Raw genomic sequence first — 22,958 nt, 5'->3', positions numbered from 1 at the left:
AAGGTTTCATGAGAAATCGGCCATCAGTTGGCAAGTCACTTTGCGAAACTCGCCGATCGCCTGACGTGACTAGGATTGCGACCGGTGGCCACCCGCTCGCATATGTCTGGCAAGATCAAGGCTGTCTTCAGAGCCCGGCATATCGGCATCCGTGAACACTTCCCTGATGTACGGCGTCACACCGAGGGTACGAACCGCCTCCAGTACATATCCAGCCTTGATCACGTTGAAACCTGCGTCGATCAGCGCGATCGTCCTTGAAACACGCCAAGGCTGTAGCGTCTAAAGCCTCCCAGCAAAGGGCGGACCGGAATCTCGCTCAGTCACAGCGATAAAAGGTTGCGAGGGCGCCTTCCAATGCGCCCTCGCGCTCTGCTCAGCTTTTGGGGAGCAGTACCTTGTCCACGACGTGGATGACACCGTTCGACTGCTTTACGTCAGCAATCGTGACGTCAGCAACGCCTCCCGACTCGTCTGTGAGCGTGATCTTGCCCATTGAAGCCTTTGCCTTAAGAACGCATCCTCCTACTGTCTTGATATCGTGCTCGCCGCCGTCCTTCTTGATCATTTCAGACAGCGCCTTCGACATAACGTCGGCGGCGACGACGTGACAGGTCAAGATCTTCGCAAGCTTGTCCTTGTTTTCGGGCTTCAGCAGAGTGTCAACTGTACCTTTCGGAAGTGCGTCAAACGCTTCATTGGTGGGAGCGAAAACCGTGAACGGCCCCTTGCCTTCCAACGTCTTTACCAGCCCAGCCGCTTTGACAGCAGCCACCAAGGTCGTATGGTCCTTGGAGTTAGCCGCGTTTTCAACGATGTTCTTGTTTTCGTACATGGCCGCCCCGCCGACCTCGGGGTTCTTAGCCTGTGCTACGCCAGCGGCAAGGATCAGTGACGCGCCGACGAACAGTGCTTTGGTCGTGCTCTCCATGGGTTTCTCCTCTGATAATGATGCCGTTACAGGCATCAACGTTTACGAGGCGGAATCCGGCTGGATCGAAAATAGTTGCCACACAAGCGGAATAAAAACCGTTGCGTGATGGCCGCCCGTAACTGTTCCGCGCCGTCAGATTTTCAACAAAGGCTGGAGAAACCGCATAAGCTTGCTGGAAAATCTCAGCGGCGCATCTGTGACAGCGAGACAAATACAATTCTCATCATCCCCGGCGCGGGGTGTGTGAAGAATTTCCGTGTCCGCCATCTCGACGTCTCCACGGCGGAATGTGGAAATCTCGTCGGAGAACGAACCAGCAAGCACTAGCGTAAGCTCCACACCCGTGTGTGTGTGCTCTGGCACAGGTTGTCCCTTCGGAATTCGCAACAGCCGCATGGTCGTCGTCTCGTCTCCCGTAGCAACGATCATCTGGGCTGCACCACCAGCTCCAAGCCGACGCCACACTAGTCCACCCGCGTGATCGACATAGGATCTGAGTGGTTCCGGTAACAGGGTATCTCCAGCACCAGCAGACTGCCTGAACGGGATGACCTTATCGCTTTCTCCGGCATCAATCCGCGCTTTCAGCTGGTCCCAACTCGGCGCCACCTCGACATCGCTGTCCGGCTTCTCGCTTTCCAGAAAATGGCCGCCTATCGCTTCATAGACGCCCAGACTGTTACGGCATGAAGGGCACAAAGCGAGATGGGTCGCGACGGCGACGCTCCACCCTTCGCTAAGCTTGCCAGCTGCATATCGCATCAGCATCTCATCGTCGATATGATGTCGGATCATCGGGTTGTATGCTGCAATACCCATCTTAATTTCTCACAGGCCATTCGAATTCTTGACTTAACTGTCCCCAACGGGATCCCTAGTGCAGAGGCTATCGCCGAATGTGGCATTTCCTCGAAATATGACAGACGCAAGACTTCGAGATGCTCTTCCTTCAACTCACCAAGAGCGCGTGTCAGTGCCGCTGCGTCCTGCGCATTGACCAGCAGACGATCTGCAGGGAGGTCCGCTTCCCGAACAAATGCCGGATCATTTTCGTCAAACTCTGGCATGCGTCGGCGCAGTGAGTCGATGTAAAGATTTCGAGCAATCCTGAAAATCCATGTTGAGACCTGCGCCCGATTGGGATCGTACTGGTAGGCCTTACGCCAGACCAACAGCATCACCTCCTGCGACAGTTCGTCAGCCATCGTTGGATCTCTCGTCATTTTCCTCATGTGCGATCTGAGCCGCGGGAAAATGTAAGCGTAGATTTCCTCGAAGGCGTCCGCGTCGCGCAACTCTGCGACGGCGGCCATTAGTCTTGTCATCCTAATCTGAACTGTTTTAGGCCTCGCCTTTTCCATCATCTGATTCCCCGCATGCACGCGAGGCAATTGCTTCCTAACCGCTACTGCAAGCATGGTCGCCACTCTCTGGACGTTTTTTGCGGTTGTTACGGCGCCAATCTCCATTGGATCAATAAAATCTCGGACTCTCCGGTCGATCCAACTGGCAGTTCTTCGCGTAGCAGCGGGCGTAAGGAGATATGAAAATGGATCAGATCGAGATGGCACCCGGGCAGGACGCACATCTTCAGATTGTGGACGACGCTCAAAATGCGGTCCGAATCCTTCTCGCATGGGCAGGCGACGACCACAAAAGGGAAGGCCTTCACGACACCCCTGCGCGTGTTGCACGAGCGTACCGGGAACTCTTCGCCGGGTACCGGGAACAGCCAGGCAGTTTCCCCAGTACGACATTCGAAGAGGTCGGTGGTTACAGCGATGCCGTGCTCATGCGTGATATTCCGTTCTACTCGCTTTGCGAGCATCACATGCTGCCATTCCGCGGCGTCGCGCATGTGGCATATGTGCCAAGCAACTGTGTCGTCGGTCTTTCCAAAATTGCCCGCCTTGTCGAGCTGTATGCCCGGCGCCTGCAGATCCAGGAACGCATGACCAGTCAGATCGCGGACGCGCCGCAAGAGCGGCTGCAGCCGCAGGGTGTCGCCGTCTTTGTCGAGGCTGAGCACATGTGCATGTCGATGCGCGGCATCGCAAAAAGCGGATCGAAGACTCTTACAACAACGTTCAGGGGAGTTTTGCGAACGGACACATCACTCCAGGCGCGCTTTTTCAGTGACCTGAGGGGCTAGCGCCATGGGAGAAGCTCCCTCTGTCGACACGATGGTCTTCATTCTCGGCGACCAGCTGTCTCACTCGATCTCCAGCCTGGAAGTGTTTGATCCGGACACTGATGTGATCCTCATGTGCGAGGTGATGGACGAGGCAACATACGTACGCCATCACAAGAAGAAGATAGCATTCATTTTCAGTGCAATGCGGCACTTCGCTCAGGAACTGCAAAACAAGGGTTTCCGCGTTCGATACGTCACGATCGACGATCCGCGCAACACGGGGTCATTTGACGGCGAGCTCCGACGGGCGATAGCAGACCTCTCTCCGACAAGAGTTCGACTGACCGAGCCTGGCGAATGGCGCGTGCTGGAAATGGTCAGCCGATCGCAATCCTCTGTCGAAGCGCCAATCGAGGTGATCGATGATAGCAGGTTTATATGCAGTCGATCGGAATTCGCCGACTGGGCTGCAGGGCGCGAGGACCTCGTCATGGAGTTCTTCTACCGCGAGATGCGGCGCAAGACTGGACTATTGATGAATCGGGACCAGCCTGTCGGAGGACGCTGGAACTTCGATGCAGAAAACAGAAAGCCCGCGCGCCCGGACATGTTTCGCGCAGAACGCCGTGCGATTGAAAATGACGCAATAACTTGCGAGGTCATCGAGCTCGTCGGCAAGCTCTTTCCCGATAATTTTGGCGAACTGCGCGACTTCCGCTTTGCGGTTAGCTCTGAAGACGCGTCACGCATTGCGGACGATTTCGTAGACGTCCACCTTTCAAAATTTGGTGCGACCCAGGACGCTATGCTGTCAGGAGATCCGGTTCTCAATCACTCGCTCCTGTCCTTCTACATCAATGTGGGGCTGGTCGACCCGCTTGACGTTTGCCGACGGGCAGAAAGGGCATACTTTGAGGGCAACGCGCCGCTGAACGCGGTGGAGGGTTTCATCAGACAGATCATAGGTTGGCGCGAATATATGCGCGGAATCTATTGGTTGAAGATGCCCGGATACGGCGATGCCAACTTCTTTGGCAATACACGACCGCTTCCCGACTTCTACTGGACGGGGATGACAGATATGAATTGCGTCGCGACGGTCGTCGGGGAAACCAGGTCGAACGCTTACGCGCATCACATCCAGCGTCTGATGGTCACTGGCAACTTCGCGCTGATCGCCGGTATCGATCCGAAGCAGGTGCATCAATGGTATCTCGAGGTCTATGCAGACGCCTATGAATGGGTCGAGATGCCCAACGTCATAGGAATGAGCCAGTTTGCCGACGGCGGCATTGTAGGCACGAAGCCGTACGCCGCCTCCGGAAATTACATTTCAAGAATGTCGGACTACTGCGACGGCTGCGGCTTCAATGTCAAAGAGCGGACGGGGCCTGCCGCCTGTCCGTTCAATCACCTCTACTGGGACTTTCTCTCGCGCAACCGTAGATTGCTGGCGGGCAATAGGCGTCTCGCGAGACAGTATGCGACCTGGGACCGGATGGACGGCGCCGTGCGCCGCGACATCGTGGAAACCGCCGCCCGGTTTTTAGCGGCTCTCCAAGGTTACTGAGGGAGGATGGTCGTGACATCTATGAAATCCCTTCCTGCTGGATATCGAGGCCTCGTCATCGGTGCATCGGGCGGCATTGGCGAAAGTCTGGTTGAGGCTCTGAGACATGATACGAGAGCTGGCGAGGTGGTTGGCCTATCTCGATCGGTTGACGGACTGGAGCTGGAAAAGGAATGGACGCTGCATGCGCACGCGACAAGACTGACAGGCAAGTCCTTTAACATGATCGTGTGCGCTACTGGGGCATTGACAATCGACACTCGGGGACCGGAAAAAACCATCAGGCAAATCGATCGCGACGCCATGCTGAAACAGTTCTCGACCAACGCGGTCGGACCCGCGCTGATACTCAAGCACTTCGTTCCACTGCTTGATAGGAAAGACCGCTCGCTCTTCGTCATTCTATCTGCAAGGGTCGGATCGATAGGCGACAACCGCCTGGGCGGATGGATCTCCTACCGCAGTTCTAAAGCAGCGTTGAATCAGATCGTGAAGACCACGTCGATCGAGCTTGCTAGGACACATCCGAAGTGTGTGATCGTCGCGGTTCACCCGGGCACAGTGGCTACAGCGCTTTCAGCTCCCTTCCGTAACGGACACCAGCCGTTTGAGCCATGGCAAGTATCGCGCCTTATCCTCAGGACCGTAGATAACCTTTCAGCCGAACAGAGTGGATCATTCATCGCCTACGACGGCAGCGAGATCGTCTGGTAGCAGCAATCGGCATGGGGAAGGGTGCAGGCGTGCTACGCATCGACCAAAATCAGCGAGGTCTTCCATGGACTTTAAGCCCGACACGTCAGCTCACTTTCTCATCGTCGACGATGACGAAATCTTTGCGCGAAGGCTTGCACTCGCATTGTCAACACGAGGTTTCCAAACAGAAACTGCAACCACCTTAAAGACTGCGTACGCCGCACTAGCAACCGGAAGATTTGACGTGCTGATAACCGACTTGCGCATCGCCGACGACAGTGGTCTTGAACTCGTCAAGGCCATGCAGCGTAAATTCCCGCAGTCAAAGATCCTAGTGCTTACCGGGTACGGCAGTGTTCCGGTCGCGGTGAGCGCCGTGAAACTCGGCGCAACTGAGTTTCTGAGCAAACCAGCGGACACTGATGAAATACTCGAGGTACTAGGCCTTCTTGAACGCAAACGCGATGAAGGAGATGCGACATTCTCTTCTCCGGATATGATGCGCTGGCACCACATCGTGAGCGTATATGAATCGACGGGGAAGAACGTCTCGAAAACAGCACGGCAGCTCAATATGCATCGGCGCACTCTGCAGCGTCTCCTTATTCGGGGAAAGCCGAAAACATGAAGCGCAGTTGAGATAATGGGATTGCTGTGAGATGAGGCTGATCCGAGCGCCAGATTAATCGCAGAACGATGGCCTGCGAGCCGCTAGCGGCGGGCTCGCACTGAAACGACGTGGAGCTTTATGTCAAGGCATAGCCGGCCGCATCTCTTCTCGGAGCGGCCGGCGTCTGATGTTCAGACTATATGTCTCAACGTATCCACGGCGCAATTTTCGAGTTATCAGTTATGGTGTCCGTCAAGCGTACACACAAACGCGACATTTTTCGATTATTCCGGCATGTCATGAGCCGGGATCAAGCAGCTTCACGATGCCGGGCGGAGCATCATTCTGGATATGACCTGGCAACCGGATGCGATTGAGCGGGCGAGCTCCAGCGCGACGCCCTCGTCGGCGCGAGTCGACACGCATCCTTCGAGGACGACATAAGGTCCGAGAATAGACGCTGTGATCCGCGCGCCGGAAATTCGCCGATCCGCCGAGATCGCAGCCTCTACAGACGCTTTGGTACTGAGGCTCGAAAGACCAGCACCGTGGGAACCGGAATGCCGACTGTCGAATGCGTCGAAGTGTATGATCATTTGAAAGCGCCTTTCGGGTCAGTAAGGTTATGTCAGCCTCGGGTGTTTCTCGTAGCCTTGCGCAGCTTCAACTGCGAAATTCCGGCGGCGACGTTCAGTCCGGTGCCAGCTTCGGCGCTCAGCGGCTGAAGCGCAAAGTTTTTGGCATTGCCACCGACGAGCGCATTTGCGCCAAGACCCAATCCTACAGACGCGCTGGCAGAGGCGCCGACGTAAGTTCCGGCAAGGGCACCATCGCCGATGCGGGTCGGGGCCGTATTAACAACCAGCCAACTCATGTAGCGCTTGCCGGTGATACCAACATCGATCCCGAGCCTGCCGATCGATCCAGTGTAGCGCTCGACCTTTCCGGTACGTTGCTTGAACGAGCACTCAAGCGTACGGCTTGATCCGATGACGAGGCCGACCGCGCCGGCGACTTCGCAGGAGAGTGTCCCCAACCGCTCTTTGGGCTCCTGCGCGACAAGCTGCTTTGAGTGTTGCGGCGCATGATGCTTGGTGACCGCTCCCGCGGATCCTGCGAAAGCCAATGTAAATGCGGCGAACGTTGCGAGAGTACGTTTCATCTAAAGCTCCTGTGGATTTTGATCTATCAGCGCCGTAACGCGCCGAATGCGCAATAGTTCAATGTTTTGGCGCGCACCCAAAGATATATTCAGGATGAGCCAGGTGAGACAGCTGTGATCTCTCGCAGCCTTGGCGTTCAGCTTCCGAGTTGAGCGCACGTTCCTAGCTCATCTTTGGCCGCAGTGTGCAGGTGCAAAAGGTCCTTCCCCATGGCTTCTTTGTGGGTTGCATTTCGACGCTACTTCCATCCCAAACCTGGAACCTGAGACCGCGGGCGCGGCGGTACCCCAGCCCTGCTGACGTAAGCTTACACATTGGCTTCGTCGTCTCATCCTCGCACTCGATTAGACCGGCGTCGCAGGCAATGATGGCCGTCTTGAGTGTTGACCGTGAGATGAGGCAGTCAAGGCTTTGAAATTGAGCGCCCGTTTCCCTGACCGAATTCCGACATCCAGTGGGAACCAAGATCGTTGACGTTGGTYATTCAGTTTCAAACGCATCCATCAAGTGGTGCATCTACTGACCCCCTCGTTCTCCCTTACGCTGGGGTGCTCCTATTCGGATGATCCTCATGAAGTTGAATTTGGTCTTCTTGCTAATCGTGGTGGCACTCGCAGGCTGTACAAACCGAAGTCACTCAGGCACCATGAGCGACACCGAGCTCTCTCTTCGAAACACTCCTCAATACGGGCGCGCCATCGGGCCTCAGCTTGACGCCCAACGCGTGAGATGACACGTTCTAGTCGTCGATCGCTATCAAGGCGAAATGCCAATCGTGAGGCATGCCAAGTGCATGATTGTACATGGTGCCAGTGATGTCCTCCCTCACCCTCAGTTCGTCGATCAACCAAGCTGCTAAGGGGATTCCTGGAAGCTGACATCGATGAATGGCGCCGTTAAATGGGTGCATCTGTTTTAATCGGAATTCGGATCACGTTTCTTGTTATTATTCTCGTACTGTACCTGGTCCAGCGTTTGCGCATAGACGGCCGAATGCGCCAAATCGTTCAGATCATCGTTATCATTATCGGCATCGTATCGCTCCTGAAGTACCTCGCGGTCTGGTAGCGCCGGGAATCGTTGTCAACATGATGCATATGGTTATCTCTATCTAACGGTCTCGTAGCCATATACCGCTGGCCCATCAGGCATCAGCTCGTCGATCTCGCGTCGGCGGGCTTTTAATTTCTCAAATCCACTTCGGACGAACTGCATCGTCAATTAAGCTGACGAAGCTAGGCAACTCATGGAAACAATCGTCTTCACTCTAGGTGTCATGTTTGGAAAACATCATGCCGGCATCGCAAAGGCATACGGAGAAGCAAGAGAACTATTTGCCTCAATTCCTTGGGAAGACCGAGGCGCGGAGCTCTACGCGCACCCGCTAGCAGCGTTGTCCGTTGTCCTCGCCGTCTATCGCGTTGGAACGCAACAACAGTCCAGCTGACGGCTAGACGGTAAGCGCCCGTTTTCGGGACGCGGGGAGCTTGAGACAAAGCGCCTCAACCTCGTTTATATTTCTCCCCGAGCACATAGTTCACTAGTGGTGTCGGCTGGAACCAGGTCCTGGCACGCCCTCTGCACGGTGTAAACTGCATCGCTACTTACGCAAAGCGGGCCAGCCGTCAGTCGAAGGTCCGCGATGTCATCGTGAGCTGCATCTGCTCGACACGACGTATATCTTTCACGCTTTGATCGTCCATCGACCCGCGCATTCATCAACGATCTCGCAGCTGTGGTGGATGCCGCCCACACCAAATGTAAACACTCGTGCAGTGGCGTGAGCGGGAGTTTTCTCCGGTACAGGGTGGCTTGGCTGGCTTAGAAGCTCTTCCGGAAACCGAACGTAACAGCATCGCTCCGGAAATCGGTAGTGGAAGACGTTCCATCTCGAGCTGTGAAGTCGAAGTTGTCCGCAGCCGTGAACCTGTACCCGATATCGAGCGTCGTGTTGTCGAATAGCGAGACGTTCGAAAACAAGCCAAGTCCCTGCAAATTGATGCCAACCCCGGCATCGAGGTGATATGCAAAGGCCGTGTCGCTGTCATCCATCAATGTTCCGACACCCCCGACGCCTTGCTTGCGCAGATCCAGGTTTATGAAGCCGACGCCGCCGCCGACATATGGGGTAAAAGCGCTCAAAGCCCCGTCGGTAGCGAGCGGAACATCGATGTACCCGTTGACATAACCCTGAAATGTCCTTGCATCGCCGTATGAGTTGATGCCACCCAACCCGACGCCGCCGACGCTATGTTCGTCGACGCTGGCAGTGCCATAACCTAGTTCAAGCTCGAGTCGGGGGGATACAAAACCATAAGATCCGAAGTCATAGCCTGCACGAAGTGCGCTGTAATAGCCAACATCGTAGTCCGTTCTGACCGTCCCGCCGGCGAAATCGAAACTTGTGTCGTCCAGAAAATTCACGGAACTCAGCGAACCGATGTAAAATCCAGAGGTCGACTGAACCGAAACGGCCTGCTCAGCGGGCGCAACCAAATCCGCAGCGAAAACCGAAGACGTTGAAGAAACCATAACGGCGAAAAGTGCGGCTGAAAATTTCATGGTAGACCTGCGCTCCATGCCATCGAAAAAATCGATAGCTCCTGACGCAACAACTAGGTGAGACGCGGTCCCCGACCAGATCACCGAGGTTAAGTGTTCGTCCTTCGGAAGTGGCCGTGACAAAAAGGCAACGCTGAATACGCCGGGACGCGACGTTCTCTGCCGCACTTTTGTGCAGGAAGACCACTGCAACGATACCCAAACGATCCCGCCGGCTGAATCTCGATGGCCTGGTCGGGGAGCGATGTCCACGCTGAGGATGACAGAGGGAGACATTGCTGTCGGCCGCTGGCTACTGAGGCTGCGACAGCGCCCTCCTCACAGTTGCAGCAGTAGTGCAAGCTAATAGGATGGCCCTTGCGATCTGAGAGCTTATGGAGGGGCAACAACTGCAGCCCCACAATGATAGCCTACCGCGCCACGCCAATTTGTTCCGACTGGCTTGAATTTTTCGCGGAGCTTCAACCCTTTCGCCGCCTGCTCTGCAACTGCAGATGTCGGTTTGAACGTTCCGGGCCTGAGTAACCCTCGATGCTCTGGTAGAGCAGAAAAATGGCGGGCTTTGGCCCGCCATATGCGCTTACATCTCCACTTTGTTGTGGTCACCCAGATCAGGTCTGGTATTGCTAATGGCTGCAGCCGCCATCTTGATATAGCTAATCAAAGTCCCTGGACTATCCCAGTACTCAGCCGAGCTAGGCGTGACCTTCAGGATGCGGATCGACGGATCGTCAGCACTATCCCACCATGCCTTCGCGGGCGTCGACCACAGGTCATGGATCTTGTCGCGATCGTTCAGCACCCGGGCGACCCCGGAGATAGACACATATTTCTGCCCCTTTGCGTCAGCAAATGCCAAGCAGACATCAGGGTGCTGCTCGACTTCCTCGTCCTTGTGGCTCTCGACATCAGTTAGGAAGTAGAAGGCGTTTTCAACTCGCTCGCCATGGGCTGACATCGGCCTCGCCTTTAAGTCAGCGCCGGATTGTGTCGTCAGCATGCAGAAGCCGATTTTTTCGGCGAGGTCCCATACCTTCTCGTTGTCGTGTTCGATATTCRCCATGCGTGTTTCTCCTAAACGGTCTTAGAAAACGGCCGATACCGGGTGAAGTTCCACACCGTGCGCTTTTGCGTTCATCCGATCGATGCACGATGACGGGCAAGCGATTGAAATGAACACAAGCGCGTCGTAATCGCTATCTGACAAGGCCACCAGGGCGACCTTCTCAAGCGCCTTTTTCAAAAAAGCCGATCCGAGAATATCGTGGTCTTCGACCACCTTTATCCGCAATGGAACATCCCTGCGGGTTCAACTGTAGCGAACCATGTTCTCTCAAAAAGCGGCTGAAATCCGGCCCGCAATTTATCCTTGGGCGAAGGTTGATACACTCGTAGTCGTCGGCTGGATCATCGCCAGACAACATACCGCGATCGGCATCGAAGCATGCCTACACATGCCCCAGCGACGCCGAAAACAACTACCATCATGGGCTGAGCAACGCCTATCGCTCGCGTTTTAGCTGTAAGCATTTGATTTTGTTTTACCAAGCTAGTTAGCTAGAGCTTAAAAGGCGACTGCTAAAACTCGCACATGTTCCTCTTGGTACCGTCCGGCATGATAACGACAATCAAGCGCATTCTTTCATGCCGCTCCGGCAATTTCGGGTTGCTCACGGCAGTTCTTTTCATTCCCCTGGTCGGCGCGGCGGGGATGGCTATCGACTTCTCGCATGCGTTGGAAATCCGCACGCAACTCTTTGACGCGGCCGACGCGGCTGCCGTCGGAGCGGTAGCGGAGAAATCCCTGGCGGTCACCCAAGCCATGGCGATGCCGGCTGACGGCTCCATATCGGTTGGCGAAAGCGAAGCACGCAAACTTTTCGCCGGCCAGATGTCTGGGGAGGCTGCTACGCTTCCAATGGATCTGTCTGTGACGGTGACGCGCAATCTGAATAAGGTGACCTCAAACATAGCCTTCAAGACGTCGATACCCACGTCCTTCATGGCCATGTTTGGTAAAACGAGCATCGACATCTCGGGGACCGCTAGCGCGGAATATCAGACGGCATCATTTATGGATTTCTATATCCTTATCGACAACACTCCGTCGATGGGTGTTGGCGCCACCGCGGCTGATGTCGCCAAGATGCAAGCCAACACGACCGACAGCTGCGCATTCGCCTGTCACGATATCGCGAGCGGCAACAAGAGCTATTACAATCTCGCGAAGACACTCGGGGTAACGATGCGTATAGACACTGTTCGCCAGGCGACCCAGCAGTTGACAACAACCGCAAAGAGCACACGCGTTGCCAGTAACCAATTCCGAATGGGTGTCTACACATTTGGCACTAAAGCCGAGGATGCTAAACTCACCACCATTTCGAACCCGACCTACGATCTGGATCAAGTTCGATCCTACACCGATGCTGTTGACCTCATGACTATCCCGAGCCAGGGATACAACAGCGACCAAACTACGAGCTTCGACAGTGCCCTGACGCAGATGAACACGATCATCACGCTCCCGGGGAGCGGGAACACCTCTGCGGACCCCCAGAAGATCCTGTTCTTCGTAGCCGATGGCGTCGGTGACAGCTACAAGCCATCCACTTGCACGAAGAAAACGACCGGTGGCCGCTGCCAGGAACCTATCGATACGAGTTTCTGCGCTCCGTTGAAGGCACGCGGTGTGAAGATCGCCGTCCTCTACACGACCTACTTGCCGCTTCCAAAGAACAGCTGGTACAATACTTGGATTTCCCCCTTCCAAACCCAGATTTCCACCAAGATGGCGGAATGCGCCTCACCCGGACTTTACTTCGAAGTGACGCCGACTGACGGTATCGCGGATGCGATGAAGGCTTTGTTCCTAAGGGTCGTTAAGCAACCGCGTCTGACATCTTAGAACCTGCCACACTTCATCGACAAGCCGATGCCGATCCGCCACCGCGCTGCCAGTAGGTAGGAGTGGCAGCGTCAGGCTACGCGCCACATTCCGATGTCCTGCGCTTCAACGGCAGACGCGTACGCTCTCGGTGTGGTACCCGTCGTCATAGCTGTCCGGGACAGACTGGCGCTGATACCAGCACTGTGGCGGCGGCGGTGAATAGTAGCGTGGCACGTCATTATCGATTGCGCTGCCGATGAGGCCACCGACAAGGCCTGCAGCAATACCGCCCGCAATCAGTCCGCCGTAGTCGCGATGGTGATGATGGCGGTGCCGCTCCGGCGGTGGACCTCCCCAATCTCGATCGTCATGCCAGCCCCGCCCGTAGTACTCCTGTGCCCCCGCTGTCCCAGCAGCCAGCGACACGGGAGCGGTTATCGCGGCGAGGAGAAGTGTCGAGACGATAACTTTCCTGAACATTGATCTGCTCTCCATAGACCGGGTCGGACCCAAGCTCAGTGCGATGGTCATTCCGGAATGAATGGCATTATGGCATTATGCGCTGAATGTCGGCTGAACGCCCTGTTAAGAGATCTGTCAGAATGACATCACGACCGCTTCCGAACATCCTAAAATCACGACAGATGGACTTGGCTCACCTGCCTAGGGCCAAGGGTTGTTCGGTCCCGCGACGTTCTCTCACCCCCACAGCTAGGACTTCCGCAAAAGTTCCGCCGTATGGCTTGCAACGATAAACGTCTTCAGAGCATAGCACCAAGAGAGCGCGGTTTTGCTGCGCAACACTACCGCTTCATGCTAATTTTCGGGCTAGTGCTTCTTTACTTGCTTGCCGGTCGCGAGATAGAAAACACTGATCGAACTCATTGAAATATCTCCGCGTTACGACAGATCTAAACATCAATCTGCAAGTCTGGCCACAGTCGAGATCGCCTCTCCGGATATCCGGTGCCATCACATTTCACATGGTGATGAAGGCAGATATTGAAAATGACGGCCTCCATTTCACTGATCATGCTCAGGATGTTGTGGCCGAGGCTGCAGCCGCGGATGCCATGGAGGATCCGAATCCGGCTCTCTGGCATGCCTTTGCATTTAATGGCCCGGGTGCTGGGTTTGAGCTCTGGGGACTAATCAGGATAATCACCGTTCCGATGGCCATTGGGCGGCAGTGGTTGTACGCGAATTGCTTATGTAGAGATAAGCTGTGGTGTACCAATAGCTCGCGCTAACGCAGCTACCGACGCACCATTAATTCAAAAGAGAAGTTTGTCCCTCTACTTGATGTGAGTGGAGCGGCCGTGTCAGGGGAGGCGATCTGAGCCAATAGACAAATTCGTCTCCTCGACCACCGGGACTTGGAATGACAAGCAAATCGTGCCAACGCAATGGGCGCTCGACGCCACACAGCCGGTGACGGCTGGCTCGCCTTTAGCCATCGACCAAGGCACACATCCCTGAGGCTCCGGCTATCTGGTCTGGCTGATGGCTGCACCACAGCGAACGTTCGTCATGGAAGGCGTTGAAGGACTGCGCATTTTTAGATATGCGGCAACCCACCTCGTCTTGGTGCACACCGCCGCCCGACTGAAGCCGACAGGTGAGGCTGGTGACAAAGAATTGGTAGCGCTCTGGCATGCGCTCCTTCAGCCGGCAGATGCTAAGTGGTAACGTTATAGTCCCAAACCATGTCTCTAACTCGTCCCAAGGCTACCACGTAATCAGTGGTGCCTTGCGCAGCCAGCTATCTACGGCGAGTTGCTGCACGACGAAYTCGGCCACATCGGATCGGGCAATAGTGCCACCATGGATGCCGGACAGGTCGGTCAACGCCTTGATGCCGCCGCGTGCTGGCTTGTCGTTGAGCACCGTCGGCCGAACGATGGTCCAGTCGAGTGTGGTTGCGCGGATCGCATCTTCCTGGCGATCCTTGTCTTCATAGACCTTGCGCAGCATAAGCGGCAGCAGTAGCCGGTCGAAGAAAAAACCGCCATGACCGCGGCTGTCGCCGGCACCCAGCCCAGTGATGCAGACCAGACGACGGACCTTTTGCTGCTCCATCACGGCGACCAGCGCGCGGGTCGCCGTCGAGAGGAGGGTGACTTCCTTGAACGGGCTCATGGCCGTGCCCAGCGAACTGACGACCGCATCACAGCCAGCAATGGCGCGGGATAGCACCCCGGGATCGCGGGCATCCCCTTCGATCAGCTCTGCGCCCTTCAGGCCCGAGGCCTTTTCCTTGGAGCGAACGAGGGCGACGACCTCGTATCCCTTTGCAAGGGCCCTGCCGACGATCAGCCGGCCCGTGGCGCCTGTTGCGCCCAATACCAGAATTTTCATATTAAACCTCCGAAGTTGTGCTGATCGATGGGACGCATCCACGCGCCACTGATGAGGGAAGTTACTAATCGTGTTCGGCGATCCACCGCGCCGCAGCCTCCGCCGTATCCTCTGGACGGGTGTTGAATGCGATCGCTGCCCTCGGTGCATTTTGGTGGATCGCGTTGACGACCTTCTCGAAGAACGGCAACCCCTTGGGCGGAATGCGCATGCCACCACCGATCACGACGCAATCGTAATCCACATTTGCCAGTTGCGCCGCCAGTGTTTCGATGCCGCCGTCATCCGGCGCGATCATGCAGATATCGGCATCCCAACCGCGGTCGGTCATGGTCGCCTCGGCAATATCGATGCCTGCCTGGATTTGCTTGGCGTCAAATCCCGGTGGCAGGGAGGGATCGGAAAAGTCGACCGTTTCCGGCTTTTGGCCTACAAACAATACGCGTGTCATGATCAAGCTCCATGGGGTGAGTTAGAGAAGATAGTATCGACGGGGGCGTCGAGCCGCATGATGAGGAAACCAGCGATGGCGTTCAGAGATATCTCGGCTGAACGAAACTGGCCCAGGGAGGATTGGAAGACATGCGGCATGCCCTTCCAAACCGACAGAGTGACCTCCCCGCCTGCCGCTTGCGCCCGCTCGGTGTAGCGGATGGAATCGGAGAATAGCGCCTCATCGTCACCGACATCGATGCGAACAGGCGGCAGACCGTCGAGCCTTGCATAGATCGGCGATGCCCCGGGGTTCTTAGCATCCTGGCCTTGAAGATACATATCTGCGAAACCCTGGAGTACGCCGCGCGTAAAGATAGGGTCTGCCTCGGCCCTGGTTTTGAAGCTCTCGCCGGTCAACGCCAGGTCAGTCCACGGCGACATCACTGCTGCGCCGACTGGTAGCACCATGCCCTCGGTCGTGTCAGAGGCGAGGATCGACAGCAGAGCAAGCGCCAGACCGCCGCCGGCCGAGTCGCCCGCAAGCACGATCCGTTCGCCACCCTCGGCGACGAGGCCGCGATGGACGGCAACCGCATCGTTGATGGCGGCCGGAAACGGATGCTCGGGCGCAAGCCGGTAGTCGGGGAGGAAGGCATCGGCGCCAACGCGGGCGGCGATCTGGCTTGCAAAATTGCTCAGCGCCTGAGCCGAGCCGAGCACATAGCCGCCACCGTGGAGATAGAGGATGCGCGCACCTTGCCGTGCGTTTGGCACGCGGAGCCAGAAGCCGGCGATGCCGCCGACTGTCGCGGCCTCTACCCGGACATCTGCCGCAGCAGGTGTTGCGGCAAACATGGCGTCGAACATCGGCCGCGCCTCGGGCCCAAGCGGCTCGCCCTTATGGGCGGAGGCGGCCTGTCGCATTGCCGCGACAGCTGGAGCATCTTCAGGCGCAAGGGGGTGGATCGTCATCATGGCTGGTCTCCTTCGTTCGATTATGGAGTGCGATCCGGGATTATCCCTTCGCCCACTGGGCAGCGGCATCCCTGGCAAAGGCGGAATACGAGCGAGGAGCGCGGCCGAGCAGCTTGCTAAGGCGTGCCAGATCATCAGTTGTCGCCACCGCACCTTCTGTCTGATAGCGGCTGAACATCAGGCGCAGGTCAAGCGCGTGCCAGGCGGGCAGCATGGCCTTTGCGCGCTGCTCCATGGTGACGAGATCGTCGCCGCCGTAACGGATCGTGCGGCCGAGCGCCTCGCTCCAGATGGTGGCGATCCCTTCGCCGGTTAGACTGTCCGGACCGACCAGAGCATAGGTCTCGCGGCCAAGCGGGGTCGGGGCCTGTTCACGGCGGACCAGCTCGATCGCCGCGGCCTCGCCGATGTCGCGGATATCGACCATCGACACGCCATTGCCGCCGATTGGAGAGGCATAGACGCCGGCTTTCAAAAGTCCGTCTTTCTGACGAAGATCGTTCTGGATGAAATAGGCGGGACGCAGAACCGTCACGGGGAGATCATGCGCCTCAATCATGCGCTCGACCGTGTACTTGCCGGCAAAATGCGGCACGTCGGCATAGGCGTCGCCGCCGAAGACCGAGAGATAGACGATGCCCTTGACGCCCGCCTCACGGGCGACCGAAAGCGTCAACATTGCCTGGGTCAGTTCATCGGCGACATTCGGGGCGAGCACGAACAGCGTGCTGACGCCTTCGAGTGCCGTGCGCACCGAGTCCGGATCGGCGAGATCACCGCGAACTGCCGTCACGCCGGCGGGAAGCTGCGCGGTCTCGGGCGAACGTGTCAGGGCGCGAACATCGACGTCGCGCGTTTGAAGATGGGCCAGGACCTGCGCCCCGATAGTTCCTGTGCTGCCTGTAACGAGAATGCTCATGTCGAAAATCTCCTTGTTCGTCAGGTTGGTGTGCGTTACGTCTGTGAAGAAGATAGCCGTTTCATTGCCGTGCAGAAGATGCCAATATCGAGATCCTCTGTCTCGAATACGGAACACGTCTATGGATCTTCAAGCCTTGTCGGACTTCGACCTCGTCGCTACCAACGGCGGGTTCGGCCGCGCCTCTCGCGTTTCCGGTCGCTCCAAAGCCACGCTGTCGCGGCGGGTCGCCGAACTGGAGGAAAGCCTCGGCGTAAGGCTGATCGAGCGCGGGTCGCAGACTTTGCGACTGACGGATGAAGGACGGGCGCTGCATGAGCGCACGCATGGACTGCTGAGTGAAATCGCGGAAGCCGGTGAGGCTGTCGTGCTTGGCGCATCCACGCCGAGAGGCAGGCTACGGGTGAGCGCGCCGGTGGTCTTTGCTCATGTCGCTCTGCCCCGGATCGGCGTGCGGTTCGCCTTGGCCTATCCAGAAGTCCAGCTCGAAATCGTCGCCGAGGACCGCAAGGTCGATCCGGTCGAGGATGGTTACGATCTGATCATCCGGATCGACCCGTCTCCGGACGAACGCCTCGTCGGCCGCCGCTTCCTCAACGATGAACGCCTGATCGTGGCGCCGCCCGGCATGCCGCGCCCTGTTGCCGGTGCGGATGGCGAGGAAACTATCGTGAGGGCCGTTCTGCTCTCCGCAACACCGCCCGGGATCCTCTGGCCGATAGGCTCCGAAACAGACGCCGACATCGTCTTGCGGCCGGACCCGGTTCTTCGCCTCTCTTCCTTGCTAATGGTGCGCGATGCCGTGCTGGCGGGTGCCGGTGCTGCTTTGCTGCCCAAACTTCTCGTTGCCGAAGACATCGAAGCCGGAAGGCTTGCCTATTGGGGAACGCGCACCGGGCCGCCTGTGGAGATCTGGGCGCTCCAGAGTTCCCGCCGCCTGATCGGCGCCAAGGTGCGGGCATTTCTCGAGGTGGTCGGGAGCGCATTTCCGGAGAAGATCTTCGTCTGAGCGGCGAAGCGGGTATCGTGTTTCAATCCACTACCGCCAATGCGTCGCGCACGTTGCCGGGACGGACTGACCTGTGAAAAGGGCCGGTTTCAAGTGATAAATCTGGTTGGATGGCGAATCTGCGAGAATTCTCGATCCAAACGGAGGCACAGGTGAAGGTCGAATACTGCCGTGGCCCGACATGTGTGAACCGTAATTTGCCGACAGGTGTCACGCTGTCATCAAGTGCGACTTCGGCAAAAAAGGCAGCCATAAGAAAAAAGCTGCGGCAGCAAGACTCTCAAGTCTCGCCTTCATTTTCAATCGGCTTCAACATCTGCTGAAGCGGCCCTACAAGCGAAATTCGTGAATCAATTTCACTGGAACTAGCGACTCCAGCAATGATGCAATCATAGGTCTCTCTATCGTTCGTCAAAGCAGCTCGGGCAGGATCGCATCATTCATCGAGCGAAGACAAAATCCTCGCGCGCGGCCATGAGTCGTCTTGCCAAGCCGGCGACAATCAGGCAAAGCCTCGCGCCAACCACATTCTCCTGTCTTGAGGGATATCCGTGCAAATACTTGTCCGCGACAACAATGTCGATCAGGCGCTTCGCCTTCTCAAAAAGAAGCTGCAGCGGGAAGGTATCCTTCGCGAAATGCGCCAACGGGAACATTATGAGAAGCCATCGGTCAAGCGCGCCCGTGAAAAGGCGGAAGGTGTCCGTCGCTCGCGCAAGCTCGCCAAGAAAAAGCTGGATCGAGAAATGGGCGTTGTACCAGTGAAGAAGCGGCCTGCTAAATAGTCGCAAGTGCGCTATGTGGAGCGGAATCTACAGGCGCTGATCAGCAAATATCAACCTTCCGGCACTGACTTCCAGTAAACCGCGAAGCAGCGCTAGTTTCTACTCGTATATCTCCCGCCTCACCAGATTCTGCCTGGACACACATGGTTTAGGTGACGGGCGGTGTAATGATGCGGTGACCACGCGCAAAACCGCTCGGTCGCTACAGCGCGTTGGAAGACGCGTTAGCCAGCGACTTTGTACCGTCAAGCTGACCATTCGCTGCCTTCAGAGCAAGTAGCGGCTTCGCCGCCGAAGCGGGCTTTGTACTAACCGCGAAACGGGCAGGTATCCGCAAGGGCCTTCCGGCTGCGGTGATCAAGGGCCTGTTTTCGCACGGTCCGCACAATGTCCGAGATTGTCGCGACGCATATCCGCCAACAGGCCGGCTCAAAGAACCGGCCCTGAAGGTCAGACTTCTGTCGGAAGCATCGCTTTGGGCTTATGCGGCTTAACGGCACCTTGCTTCGTATTTGCGGCCGTACTGATCACGATAGATGCAGTAGCCGCGGCGCTCCGTCGACCGTCCTATGAGCGCGCCGGCGACGCCGCCAGCTACAGCACCCACTGCCGCGCCTCCCCAACTGTTGGTGACTGCACCGCCGATGATTGCTCCGGTTCCGGCGCCGATTGCCGTGCCTCTTTCGGTTGGCGTGCACGCTGCGAGCATAGATGCCGATGAAATGGCAATAACAGCCATTGAGATCGCTCTGGACATTCTGAACTCCCCTGTTGCTTCGCCTTTGAAGGAAATCGAAAAGGTCGAAGTCCCTCGAAAAGATTCTCGCTCGGCATTTGTTCCAATTTCATGAGAAATAAAGCGTCATCACCTGCACTTGCGGGTCTGCGAGCGGCCCGCGGCAGCCATAACGGCTGCGGCCTGCAAGCCGTCAGATTGGCAACCGGAACATAGGAGCGGCTCACTGCCATCCTTCTATAAATCTCACTTTCTTATGGGAGCGTTTCTCCAGCAGCTCGCGCGGCTTCTTCCTCCAAGCGGAACAACTTGACCGCCGAACGGTTTGTCAGCTGCAGCGCCTCATCATGCACGCTGCGATCTAGGGCTCCGGTGCGCCTCCCCCAGTTGGCTGCCGGGGCCTTTTCGGATCAAGCTCTCCGTCAGCTATGCGACCCAATCGCCCGCCCTCACGACCATTTGCTCTAACGCGCCTCTGTCACAATCTATATAATGTAAACACCATAGGGCTGTATGTGATGACGTGTCACACTTGGCCATTCGCTCCGGACGGTATCGACCTCAGGACTGACATGGATCCGCAAGGATAACACCGGTTCCCTGAAATTCTGAATCTCGCGCGTCACAACTGCGAATCCGTGAACGCACGCCGTGGCGGCAGTGATCGCATCAGCCTCATTGCGATCAGGATTATATAGGTGGGCACAACGCGTAGCGATAGCACCATCGATCGGTATAACCCGCTCTGAAAATTCCTGGCGAACGCGGCTATCCATCCATGCTCGCAGGCGCGATCCTTTTGCGCCGTTTCCTGGGTGGACGGACAACGGCAACTTTAGCCATGTAACCTATGAAGGCTTGAGAGATTCAGGACAACGCCGTCGTATTCGACATGGCTGAGCAGCCTCCATGACAGAAACGGCCAATTATTCGGTGCAAGTTTTTGCGACCGCGGTAGGTGCGTCCGCCATAGCGAGATAGGCGCCGCTGAGCATCACCATGATACCAATGATATCTAGCAGTGTAACCTCCTCGGCGAACAATATCGCTGAAAGCGCCACGGCGATAACAGGCGAGACAAACGCATAGCTTCCTGCCCTTGAAGCTCCGACATCCCTTAACAGCCGCATGTAGGTGGTATAACCAATCAGCGAACCAAAGACGACTAGGAGAAGCCAGCTCATCCAGGCGACCGAGCCCCAATCTCCTGAGAGCGCCCCCAATGCACCGGTTTCAAAGATCAGCGCCATGACGACGAGGCCCAGCCCCCCAACAAATGTCGTGATCCCTGCGATCAACAACGCTGGATAGGCGCGCAGGAGCGGGCGGGCGAGGACCGATCCATAGCCGTAGGTGAACGCCGCCGACGCCACCCCCATGCCACCTAACAGATTTGCGCCTGGAAAGGCCTCCGGCTCAGGCAATGCAGCAACTGTGGTGGATGGCCAGAACAGGACGAGTAGGCCGGCAACTCCCAGCCCTAGGGCGATGATGCGCCGTACACTCAGAGCCTCTTCACGAAGAAACAGGGCAAAGCACAGAAGGGCAATTGGCGTAAGTGACATTTCCAAGACCGCTGCAGTGCCTGTATCTATATACTGCATGCCCCAGAACAGTGGCCCGTAGCATAGGGTAATCATAAAGATGCTCACCGCGAAAAGCCGAATAAAGTCCTTGCTCCGGACAAGGGCGCCTTCGCCTTTTGCCAGAGCATAAATGAGGAGCAAACCACCAGCCGCGGTAAAGCGTGTCCCCGCAAACACCAGCGGCGGCACGACCTCGATACCAGCTTTCATACCAATCCAAGTACTCCCCCAAATGAGGCAGAGCATAAGGAATCGGACCTTGTTCGTGTCTAGACCGGCGACCATCGCGCGTCCTCACCTGTAACGGTTAAAAGCTTTTTATACCGTTACAACACGCCCTTGCCCAAATCGTTCCCCGATACGATATTAGCGCTATGGAGACGTTGAAAACCATTGACGACATCAGTCTGCTCGGCGGCCACGCAGCGCTCGACTTCGTCAATACGATAGACAGTCGCGGCGAGAGGTGGGGCCCAGATTTTCTCACGTCGTTCGGGGATCTGGTCGGTTGGGCTCTTCGCGCCGGTCTGGTGGATCGATCTGAACATAATGTCTTGCTAGACAAGGCGGCAAACAACCCTGGTGTGGCGGACGCAGAACTTGAGAAAGCCAAAGTCCTAAGGGAATCCCTTCACCGTATATTCAGCGCGGAGGCCCAGGAGACGCCTTGTGATCAACACGATCTCGACCACCTGAGCTCCGCTTGTCGACTCGCAGCCGGGCAACGAAGCCTGCGAAAAGGGAAGGACGGCGTTATCTGGAGCAACGCACCTGCCATGTCGATGACTGCCATCGCAGAGCGGATCGCGCCTTTGGCAGCGGATCTCCTGATATCGCGGCAGCAGCGCCGCGCGGTACGGATATGTCAGGGAAGAAACTGCGGTTGGCTATTTCTAGATCAGTCTCGCGGCGGTCACCGGCGGTGGTGTTCGGACAAGACTTGTGGCTCGGCTGCCAGAGTGCGGAAATTCCGGGCAGAGCGCGTCGATTAACGAGCCACGCCATTAACTGGCAGCTGAAGCTGTTGGCCGTTGACCGATTATATTCGTTCGACCACGACGGAATCTGCGCTGCGCAAACTTGGGGCATCACAGACGGCTTCAATGTTGTTCCCATCTGGATCGAGCACGAAAGCTGCATAGTATCTGTCGTGGTATGGCCGCAGACCGGGCCCTCCATTGGAACGCCCGCCGGCTTCGAGCGCCAGCCGGTGAAACGCTTCGACGTCTTCTCGCGAGCGAGCCTGAAACGCCAGGTGGATTCGCGACACGAAATCGTCGGCAGCATCCACATAGATTTCATCGATCACAAAGTGGTCTGCCCCCTCCCCGAAAACGCCCTCAAGATGAAGCGCATCACAGATCGCGCGATAGAACCTCCGGCTGGCCTGGAGATCTGAGACCCGAAGATGAATATGATCGATTACCCGACCCAAATGATACATCGCAATTCTCCCGCGACCGCAAATCAAATACTAAGTGGTAAGCCTTAAATCCTTTGACGGTTCCCCAGAGCTGGCGGATGCCTTGGCGGCTGAGTGGCTCTGGTAAGGCATGGCGATGCTGCCACCTGGCTGCATCGCCCCCATCGTAGGTG

Annotated in this window: 25 protein-coding genes; 9 read left to right on the top strand and 16 right to left on the bottom strand. The window is 56.9% G+C overall.

The features are described from left to right. Window positions 1-376: 376 nt before the first annotated feature. The 3 genes from AC1DIJ_RS29125 to AC1DIJ_RS29115 all read right to left on the bottom strand — a co-directional run bounded on the left by AC1DIJ_RS29125 (window position 377) and on the right by AC1DIJ_RS29115 (window position 2,247). Window positions 377-931 carry a fasciclin domain-containing protein gene (locus AC1DIJ_RS29125; RefSeq protein WP_112390625.1) on the bottom strand — a complete coding sequence of 185 codons (555 nt, stop codon included), beginning with the start codon at window positions 929-931 and terminating at the stop codon, window positions 377-379. Between the two features lie 135 nt (window positions 932-1,066). Beyond that, entirely contained in the window at window positions 1,067-1,753 is a 687-nt protein-coding gene (locus AC1DIJ_RS29120) for a ChrR family anti-sigma-E factor (protein ID WP_442208324.1), read from the bottom strand. Continuing rightward, window positions 1,726-2,247, bottom strand: coding sequence for a sigma-70 family RNA polymerase sigma factor (locus tag AC1DIJ_RS29115; protein ID WP_442208325.1), 522 nt, complete (start codon window positions 2,245-2,247; stop codon window positions 1,726-1,728). Before AC1DIJ_RS29115 ends, AC1DIJ_RS29120 begins: the two co-directional genes overlap by 28 nt. A gap of 236 nt (window positions 2,248-2,483) precedes the next feature. On the opposite strand from AC1DIJ_RS29115, the gene folE reads away from it, so the two are divergent. The 4 genes from folE to AC1DIJ_RS29095 all read left to right on the top strand — a co-directional run bounded on the left by folE (window position 2,484) and on the right by AC1DIJ_RS29095 (window position 5,962). Then, a complete protein-coding gene (gene folE / locus AC1DIJ_RS29110; protein WP_112390627.1) occupies window positions 2,484-3,086 on the top strand; it encodes a GTP cyclohydrolase I FolE in 603 nt (200 codons plus the stop codon). 4 nt (window positions 3,087-3,090) lie between these two features. Then, window positions 3,091-4,638 (top strand): cryptochrome/photolyase family protein, encoded by a 1,548-nt coding sequence (locus AC1DIJ_RS29105; RefSeq protein WP_112390628.1) that lies wholly within the window; start codon window positions 3,091-3,093, stop codon window positions 4,636-4,638. A gap of 21 nt (window positions 4,639-4,659) precedes the next feature. After that, entirely contained in the window at window positions 4,660-5,352 is a 693-nt protein-coding gene (locus AC1DIJ_RS29100) for an SDR family NAD(P)-dependent oxidoreductase (RefSeq protein ID WP_112390629.1), read from the top strand. 64 nt (window positions 5,353-5,416) lie between these two features. Continuing rightward, window positions 5,417-5,962, top strand: coding sequence for a response regulator transcription factor (locus AC1DIJ_RS29095; RefSeq protein ID WP_112390630.1), 546 nt, complete (start codon window positions 5,417-5,419; stop codon window positions 5,960-5,962). A 610-nt stretch (window positions 5,963-6,572) separates the two neighbouring features. On the opposite strand, the gene AC1DIJ_RS29090 is transcribed toward AC1DIJ_RS29095, so the two are convergent. Beyond that, on the bottom strand, window positions 6,573-7,106 hold the full coding sequence (locus AC1DIJ_RS29090; RefSeq protein WP_112390631.1) for a DUF992 domain-containing protein: 534 nt from the start codon (window positions 7,104-7,106) through the stop codon (window positions 6,573-6,575). 901 nt (window positions 7,107-8,007) lie between these two features. On the opposite strand from AC1DIJ_RS29090, the gene AC1DIJ_RS29085 reads away from it, so the two are divergent. Next, window positions 8,008-8,175, top strand: a complete 168-nt coding sequence (locus AC1DIJ_RS29085; protein ID WP_112390632.1) for a Thivi_2564 family membrane protein — start codon at window positions 8,008-8,010, stop codon at window positions 8,173-8,175. A 753-nt stretch (window positions 8,176-8,928) separates the two neighbouring features. On the opposite strand, the gene AC1DIJ_RS29080 is transcribed toward AC1DIJ_RS29085, so the two are convergent. The 3 genes from AC1DIJ_RS29080 to AC1DIJ_RS29070 all read right to left on the bottom strand — a co-directional run bounded on the left by AC1DIJ_RS29080 (window position 8,929) and on the right by AC1DIJ_RS29070 (window position 10,948). Beyond that, window positions 8,929-9,669, bottom strand: coding sequence for an outer membrane protein (locus AC1DIJ_RS29080; RefSeq protein WP_112390633.1), 741 nt, complete (start codon window positions 9,667-9,669; stop codon window positions 8,929-8,931). A gap of 580 nt (window positions 9,670-10,249) precedes the next feature. Then, window positions 10,250-10,732: a pyridoxamine 5'-phosphate oxidase family protein gene (locus AC1DIJ_RS29075; protein WP_477831731.1), complete on the bottom strand. Its 483-nt coding sequence runs from the start codon at window positions 10,730-10,732 to the stop codon at window positions 10,250-10,252. Window positions 10,733-10,753: 21 nt separating this feature from the next. Continuing rightward, window positions 10,754-10,948, bottom strand: a complete 195-nt coding sequence (locus AC1DIJ_RS29070) for a hypothetical protein (protein ID WP_148194378.1) — start codon at window positions 10,946-10,948, stop codon at window positions 10,754-10,756. A 336-nt stretch (window positions 10,949-11,284) separates the two neighbouring features. Between AC1DIJ_RS29070 and AC1DIJ_RS29065 the strand changes: the two genes are divergently transcribed. After that, window positions 11,285-12,577, top strand: coding sequence for a TadE/TadG family type IV pilus assembly protein (locus AC1DIJ_RS29065; protein WP_112390667.1), 1,293 nt, complete (start codon window positions 11,285-11,287; stop codon window positions 12,575-12,577). Between the two features lie 105 nt (window positions 12,578-12,682). Here the strand turns inward: AC1DIJ_RS29065 and AC1DIJ_RS29060 are convergent, their stop codons facing one another. The 5 genes from AC1DIJ_RS29060 to AC1DIJ_RS29040 all read right to left on the bottom strand — a co-directional run bounded on the left by AC1DIJ_RS29060 (window position 12,683) and on the right by AC1DIJ_RS29040 (window position 17,246). Further along, entirely contained in the window at window positions 12,683-13,039 is a 357-nt protein-coding gene (locus tag AC1DIJ_RS29060) for a hypothetical protein (RefSeq protein WP_112390636.1), read from the bottom strand. A gap of 1,248 nt (window positions 13,040-14,287) precedes the next feature. Then, a complete protein-coding gene (locus tag AC1DIJ_RS29055) occupies window positions 14,288-14,917 on the bottom strand; it encodes an NAD(P)-dependent oxidoreductase (RefSeq protein WP_112390639.1) in 630 nt (209 codons plus the stop codon). A 64-nt stretch (window positions 14,918-14,981) separates the two neighbouring features. Further along, on the bottom strand, window positions 14,982-15,368 hold the full coding sequence (locus AC1DIJ_RS29050; RefSeq protein WP_112390640.1) for a hypothetical protein: 387 nt from the start codon (window positions 15,366-15,368) through the stop codon (window positions 14,982-14,984). A 2-nt stretch (window positions 15,369-15,370) separates the two neighbouring features. Beyond that, window positions 15,371-16,327 (bottom strand): alpha/beta hydrolase, encoded by a 957-nt coding sequence (locus AC1DIJ_RS29045; RefSeq protein WP_112390641.1) that lies wholly within the window; start codon window positions 16,325-16,327, stop codon window positions 15,371-15,373. Between the two features lie 40 nt (window positions 16,328-16,367). Next, entirely contained in the window at window positions 16,368-17,246 is an 879-nt protein-coding gene (locus AC1DIJ_RS29040; protein ID WP_112390642.1) for an NmrA/HSCARG family protein, read from the bottom strand. 121 nt (window positions 17,247-17,367) lie between these two features. On the opposite strand from AC1DIJ_RS29040, the gene AC1DIJ_RS29035 reads away from it, so the two are divergent. Both AC1DIJ_RS29035 and rpsU read left to right on the top strand, forming a co-directional pair. Next, the gene (locus tag AC1DIJ_RS29035) at window positions 17,368-18,255 is read left to right on the top strand and encodes a LysR family transcriptional regulator (protein ID WP_112390643.1); all 888 of its coding nucleotides are present in this window, start codon (window positions 17,368-17,370) and stop codon (window positions 18,253-18,255) included. Window positions 18,256-18,806: 551 nt separating this feature from the next. Further along, complete coding sequence (gene rpsU / locus AC1DIJ_RS29030; RefSeq protein ID WP_112390644.1) at window positions 18,807-19,040, top strand: 30S ribosomal protein S21; 234 nt, start codon at window positions 18,807-18,809, stop codon at window positions 19,038-19,040. A gap of 490 nt (window positions 19,041-19,530) precedes the next feature. On the opposite strand, the gene AC1DIJ_RS29025 is transcribed toward rpsU, so the two are convergent. The 3 genes from AC1DIJ_RS29025 to AC1DIJ_RS29015 all read right to left on the bottom strand — a co-directional run bounded on the left by AC1DIJ_RS29025 (window position 19,531) and on the right by AC1DIJ_RS29015 (window position 21,910). After that, window positions 19,531-19,779 (bottom strand): YMGG-like glycine zipper-containing protein, encoded by a 249-nt coding sequence (locus tag AC1DIJ_RS29025; protein ID WP_112390668.1) that lies wholly within the window; start codon window positions 19,777-19,779, stop codon window positions 19,531-19,533. Window positions 19,780-20,702: 923 nt separating this feature from the next. Next, the gene (locus tag AC1DIJ_RS29020; RefSeq protein ID WP_477831734.1) at window positions 20,703-21,608 is read right to left on the bottom strand and encodes a DMT family transporter; all 906 of its coding nucleotides are present in this window, start codon (window positions 21,606-21,608) and stop codon (window positions 20,703-20,705) included. An 80-nt stretch (window positions 21,609-21,688) separates the two neighbouring features. Further along, on the bottom strand, window positions 21,689-21,910 hold the full coding sequence (locus AC1DIJ_RS29015; protein ID WP_442208366.1) for a hypothetical protein: 222 nt from the start codon (window positions 21,908-21,910) through the stop codon (window positions 21,689-21,691). Between AC1DIJ_RS29015 and AC1DIJ_RS29010 the strand changes: the two genes are divergently transcribed. Continuing rightward, entirely contained in the window at window positions 21,809-22,354 is a 546-nt protein-coding gene (locus tag AC1DIJ_RS29010; RefSeq protein ID WP_310300772.1) for a CGNR zinc finger domain-containing protein, read from the top strand. The genes AC1DIJ_RS29015 and AC1DIJ_RS29010 overlap by 102 nt on opposite strands. 47 nt (window positions 22,355-22,401) lie before the next feature. On the opposite strand, the gene AC1DIJ_RS29005 is transcribed toward AC1DIJ_RS29010, so the two are convergent. Then, on the bottom strand, window positions 22,402-22,806 hold the full coding sequence (locus AC1DIJ_RS29005; RefSeq protein WP_112390647.1) for a VOC family protein: 405 nt from the start codon (window positions 22,804-22,806) through the stop codon (window positions 22,402-22,404). Window positions 22,807-22,958 lie beyond the last annotated feature (152 nt).

This window comes from Rhizobium sp. 10N427 (genome assembly GCF_056394605.1).
This window is presented reverse-complemented; position numbering and strand designations above follow the sequence as displayed.

Excerpts from the sequence above, each read along its gene's own strand:
- AC1DIJ_RS29020 (WP_477831734.1), bottom strand. The coding sequence starts at position 21,608 with ATGCTCTGCCTCATTTGGGGGAGTACTTGGATTGGTATGAAAGCTGGT.
- AC1DIJ_RS29120 (WP_442208324.1), bottom strand. The coding sequence starts at position 1,753 with ATGGGTATTGCAGCATACAACCCGATGATCCGACATCATATCGACGAT.
- AC1DIJ_RS29095 (WP_112390630.1), top strand. The coding sequence starts at position 5,417 with ATGGACTTTAAGCCCGACACGTCAGCTCACTTTCTCATCGTCGACGAT.
- AC1DIJ_RS29025 (WP_112390668.1), bottom strand. The coding sequence starts at position 19,779 with ATGGCTGTTATTGCCATTTCATCGGCATCTATGCTCGCAGCGTGCACG.
- AC1DIJ_RS29105 (WP_112390628.1), top strand. The coding sequence starts at position 3,091 with ATGGGAGAAGCTCCCTCTGTCGACACGATGGTCTTCATTCTCGGCGAC.
- AC1DIJ_RS29100 (WP_112390629.1), top strand. The coding sequence starts at position 4,660 with ATGAAATCCCTTCCTGCTGGATATCGAGGCCTCGTCATCGGTGCATCG.
- AC1DIJ_RS29115 (WP_442208325.1), bottom strand. The coding sequence starts at position 2,247 with ATGGCCGCCGTCGCAGAGTTGCGCGACGCGGACGCCTTCGAGGAAATC.
- AC1DIJ_RS29090 (WP_112390631.1), bottom strand. The coding sequence starts at position 7,106 with ATGAAACGTACTCTCGCAACGTTCGCCGCATTTACATTGGCTTTCGCA.
- AC1DIJ_RS29060 (WP_112390636.1), bottom strand. The coding sequence starts at position 13,039 with ATGTTCAGGAAAGTTATCGTCTCGACACTTCTCCTCGCCGCGATAACC.
- AC1DIJ_RS29045 (WP_112390641.1), bottom strand. The coding sequence starts at position 16,327 with ATGATGACGATCCACCCCCTTGCGCCTGAAGATGCTCCAGCTGTCGCG.
- AC1DIJ_RS29065 (WP_112390667.1), top strand. The coding sequence starts at position 11,285 with ATGATAACGACAATCAAGCGCATTCTTTCATGCCGCTCCGGCAATTTC.
- AC1DIJ_RS29125 (WP_112390625.1), bottom strand. The coding sequence starts at position 931 with ATGGAGAGCACGACCAAAGCACTGTTCGTCGGCGCGTCACTGATCCTT.
- folE (WP_112390627.1), top strand. The coding sequence starts at position 2,484 with ATGGATCAGATCGAGATGGCACCCGGGCAGGACGCACATCTTCAGATT.
- AC1DIJ_RS29035 (WP_112390643.1), top strand. The coding sequence starts at position 17,368 with ATGGATCTTCAAGCCTTGTCGGACTTCGACCTCGTCGCTACCAACGGC.
- AC1DIJ_RS29080 (WP_112390633.1), bottom strand. The coding sequence starts at position 9,669 with ATGAAATTTTCAGCCGCACTTTTCGCCGTTATGGTTTCTTCAACGTCT.
- AC1DIJ_RS29085 (WP_112390632.1), top strand. The coding sequence starts at position 8,008 with ATGGGTGCATCTGTTTTAATCGGAATTCGGATCACGTTTCTTGTTATT.
- AC1DIJ_RS29015 (WP_442208366.1), bottom strand. The coding sequence starts at position 21,910 with ATGTTCAGATCGATCCACCAGACCGGCGCGAAGAGCCCAACCGACCAG.
- AC1DIJ_RS29050 (WP_112390640.1), bottom strand. The coding sequence starts at position 15,368 with ATGACACGCGTATTGTTTGTAGGCCAAAAGCCGGAAACGGTCGACTTT.
- AC1DIJ_RS29005 (WP_112390647.1), bottom strand. The coding sequence starts at position 22,806 with ATGTATCATTTGGGTCGGGTAATCGATCATATTCATCTTCGGGTCTCA.
- AC1DIJ_RS29040 (WP_112390642.1), bottom strand. The coding sequence starts at position 17,246 with ATGAGCATTCTCGTTACAGGCAGCACAGGAACTATCGGGGCGCAGGTC.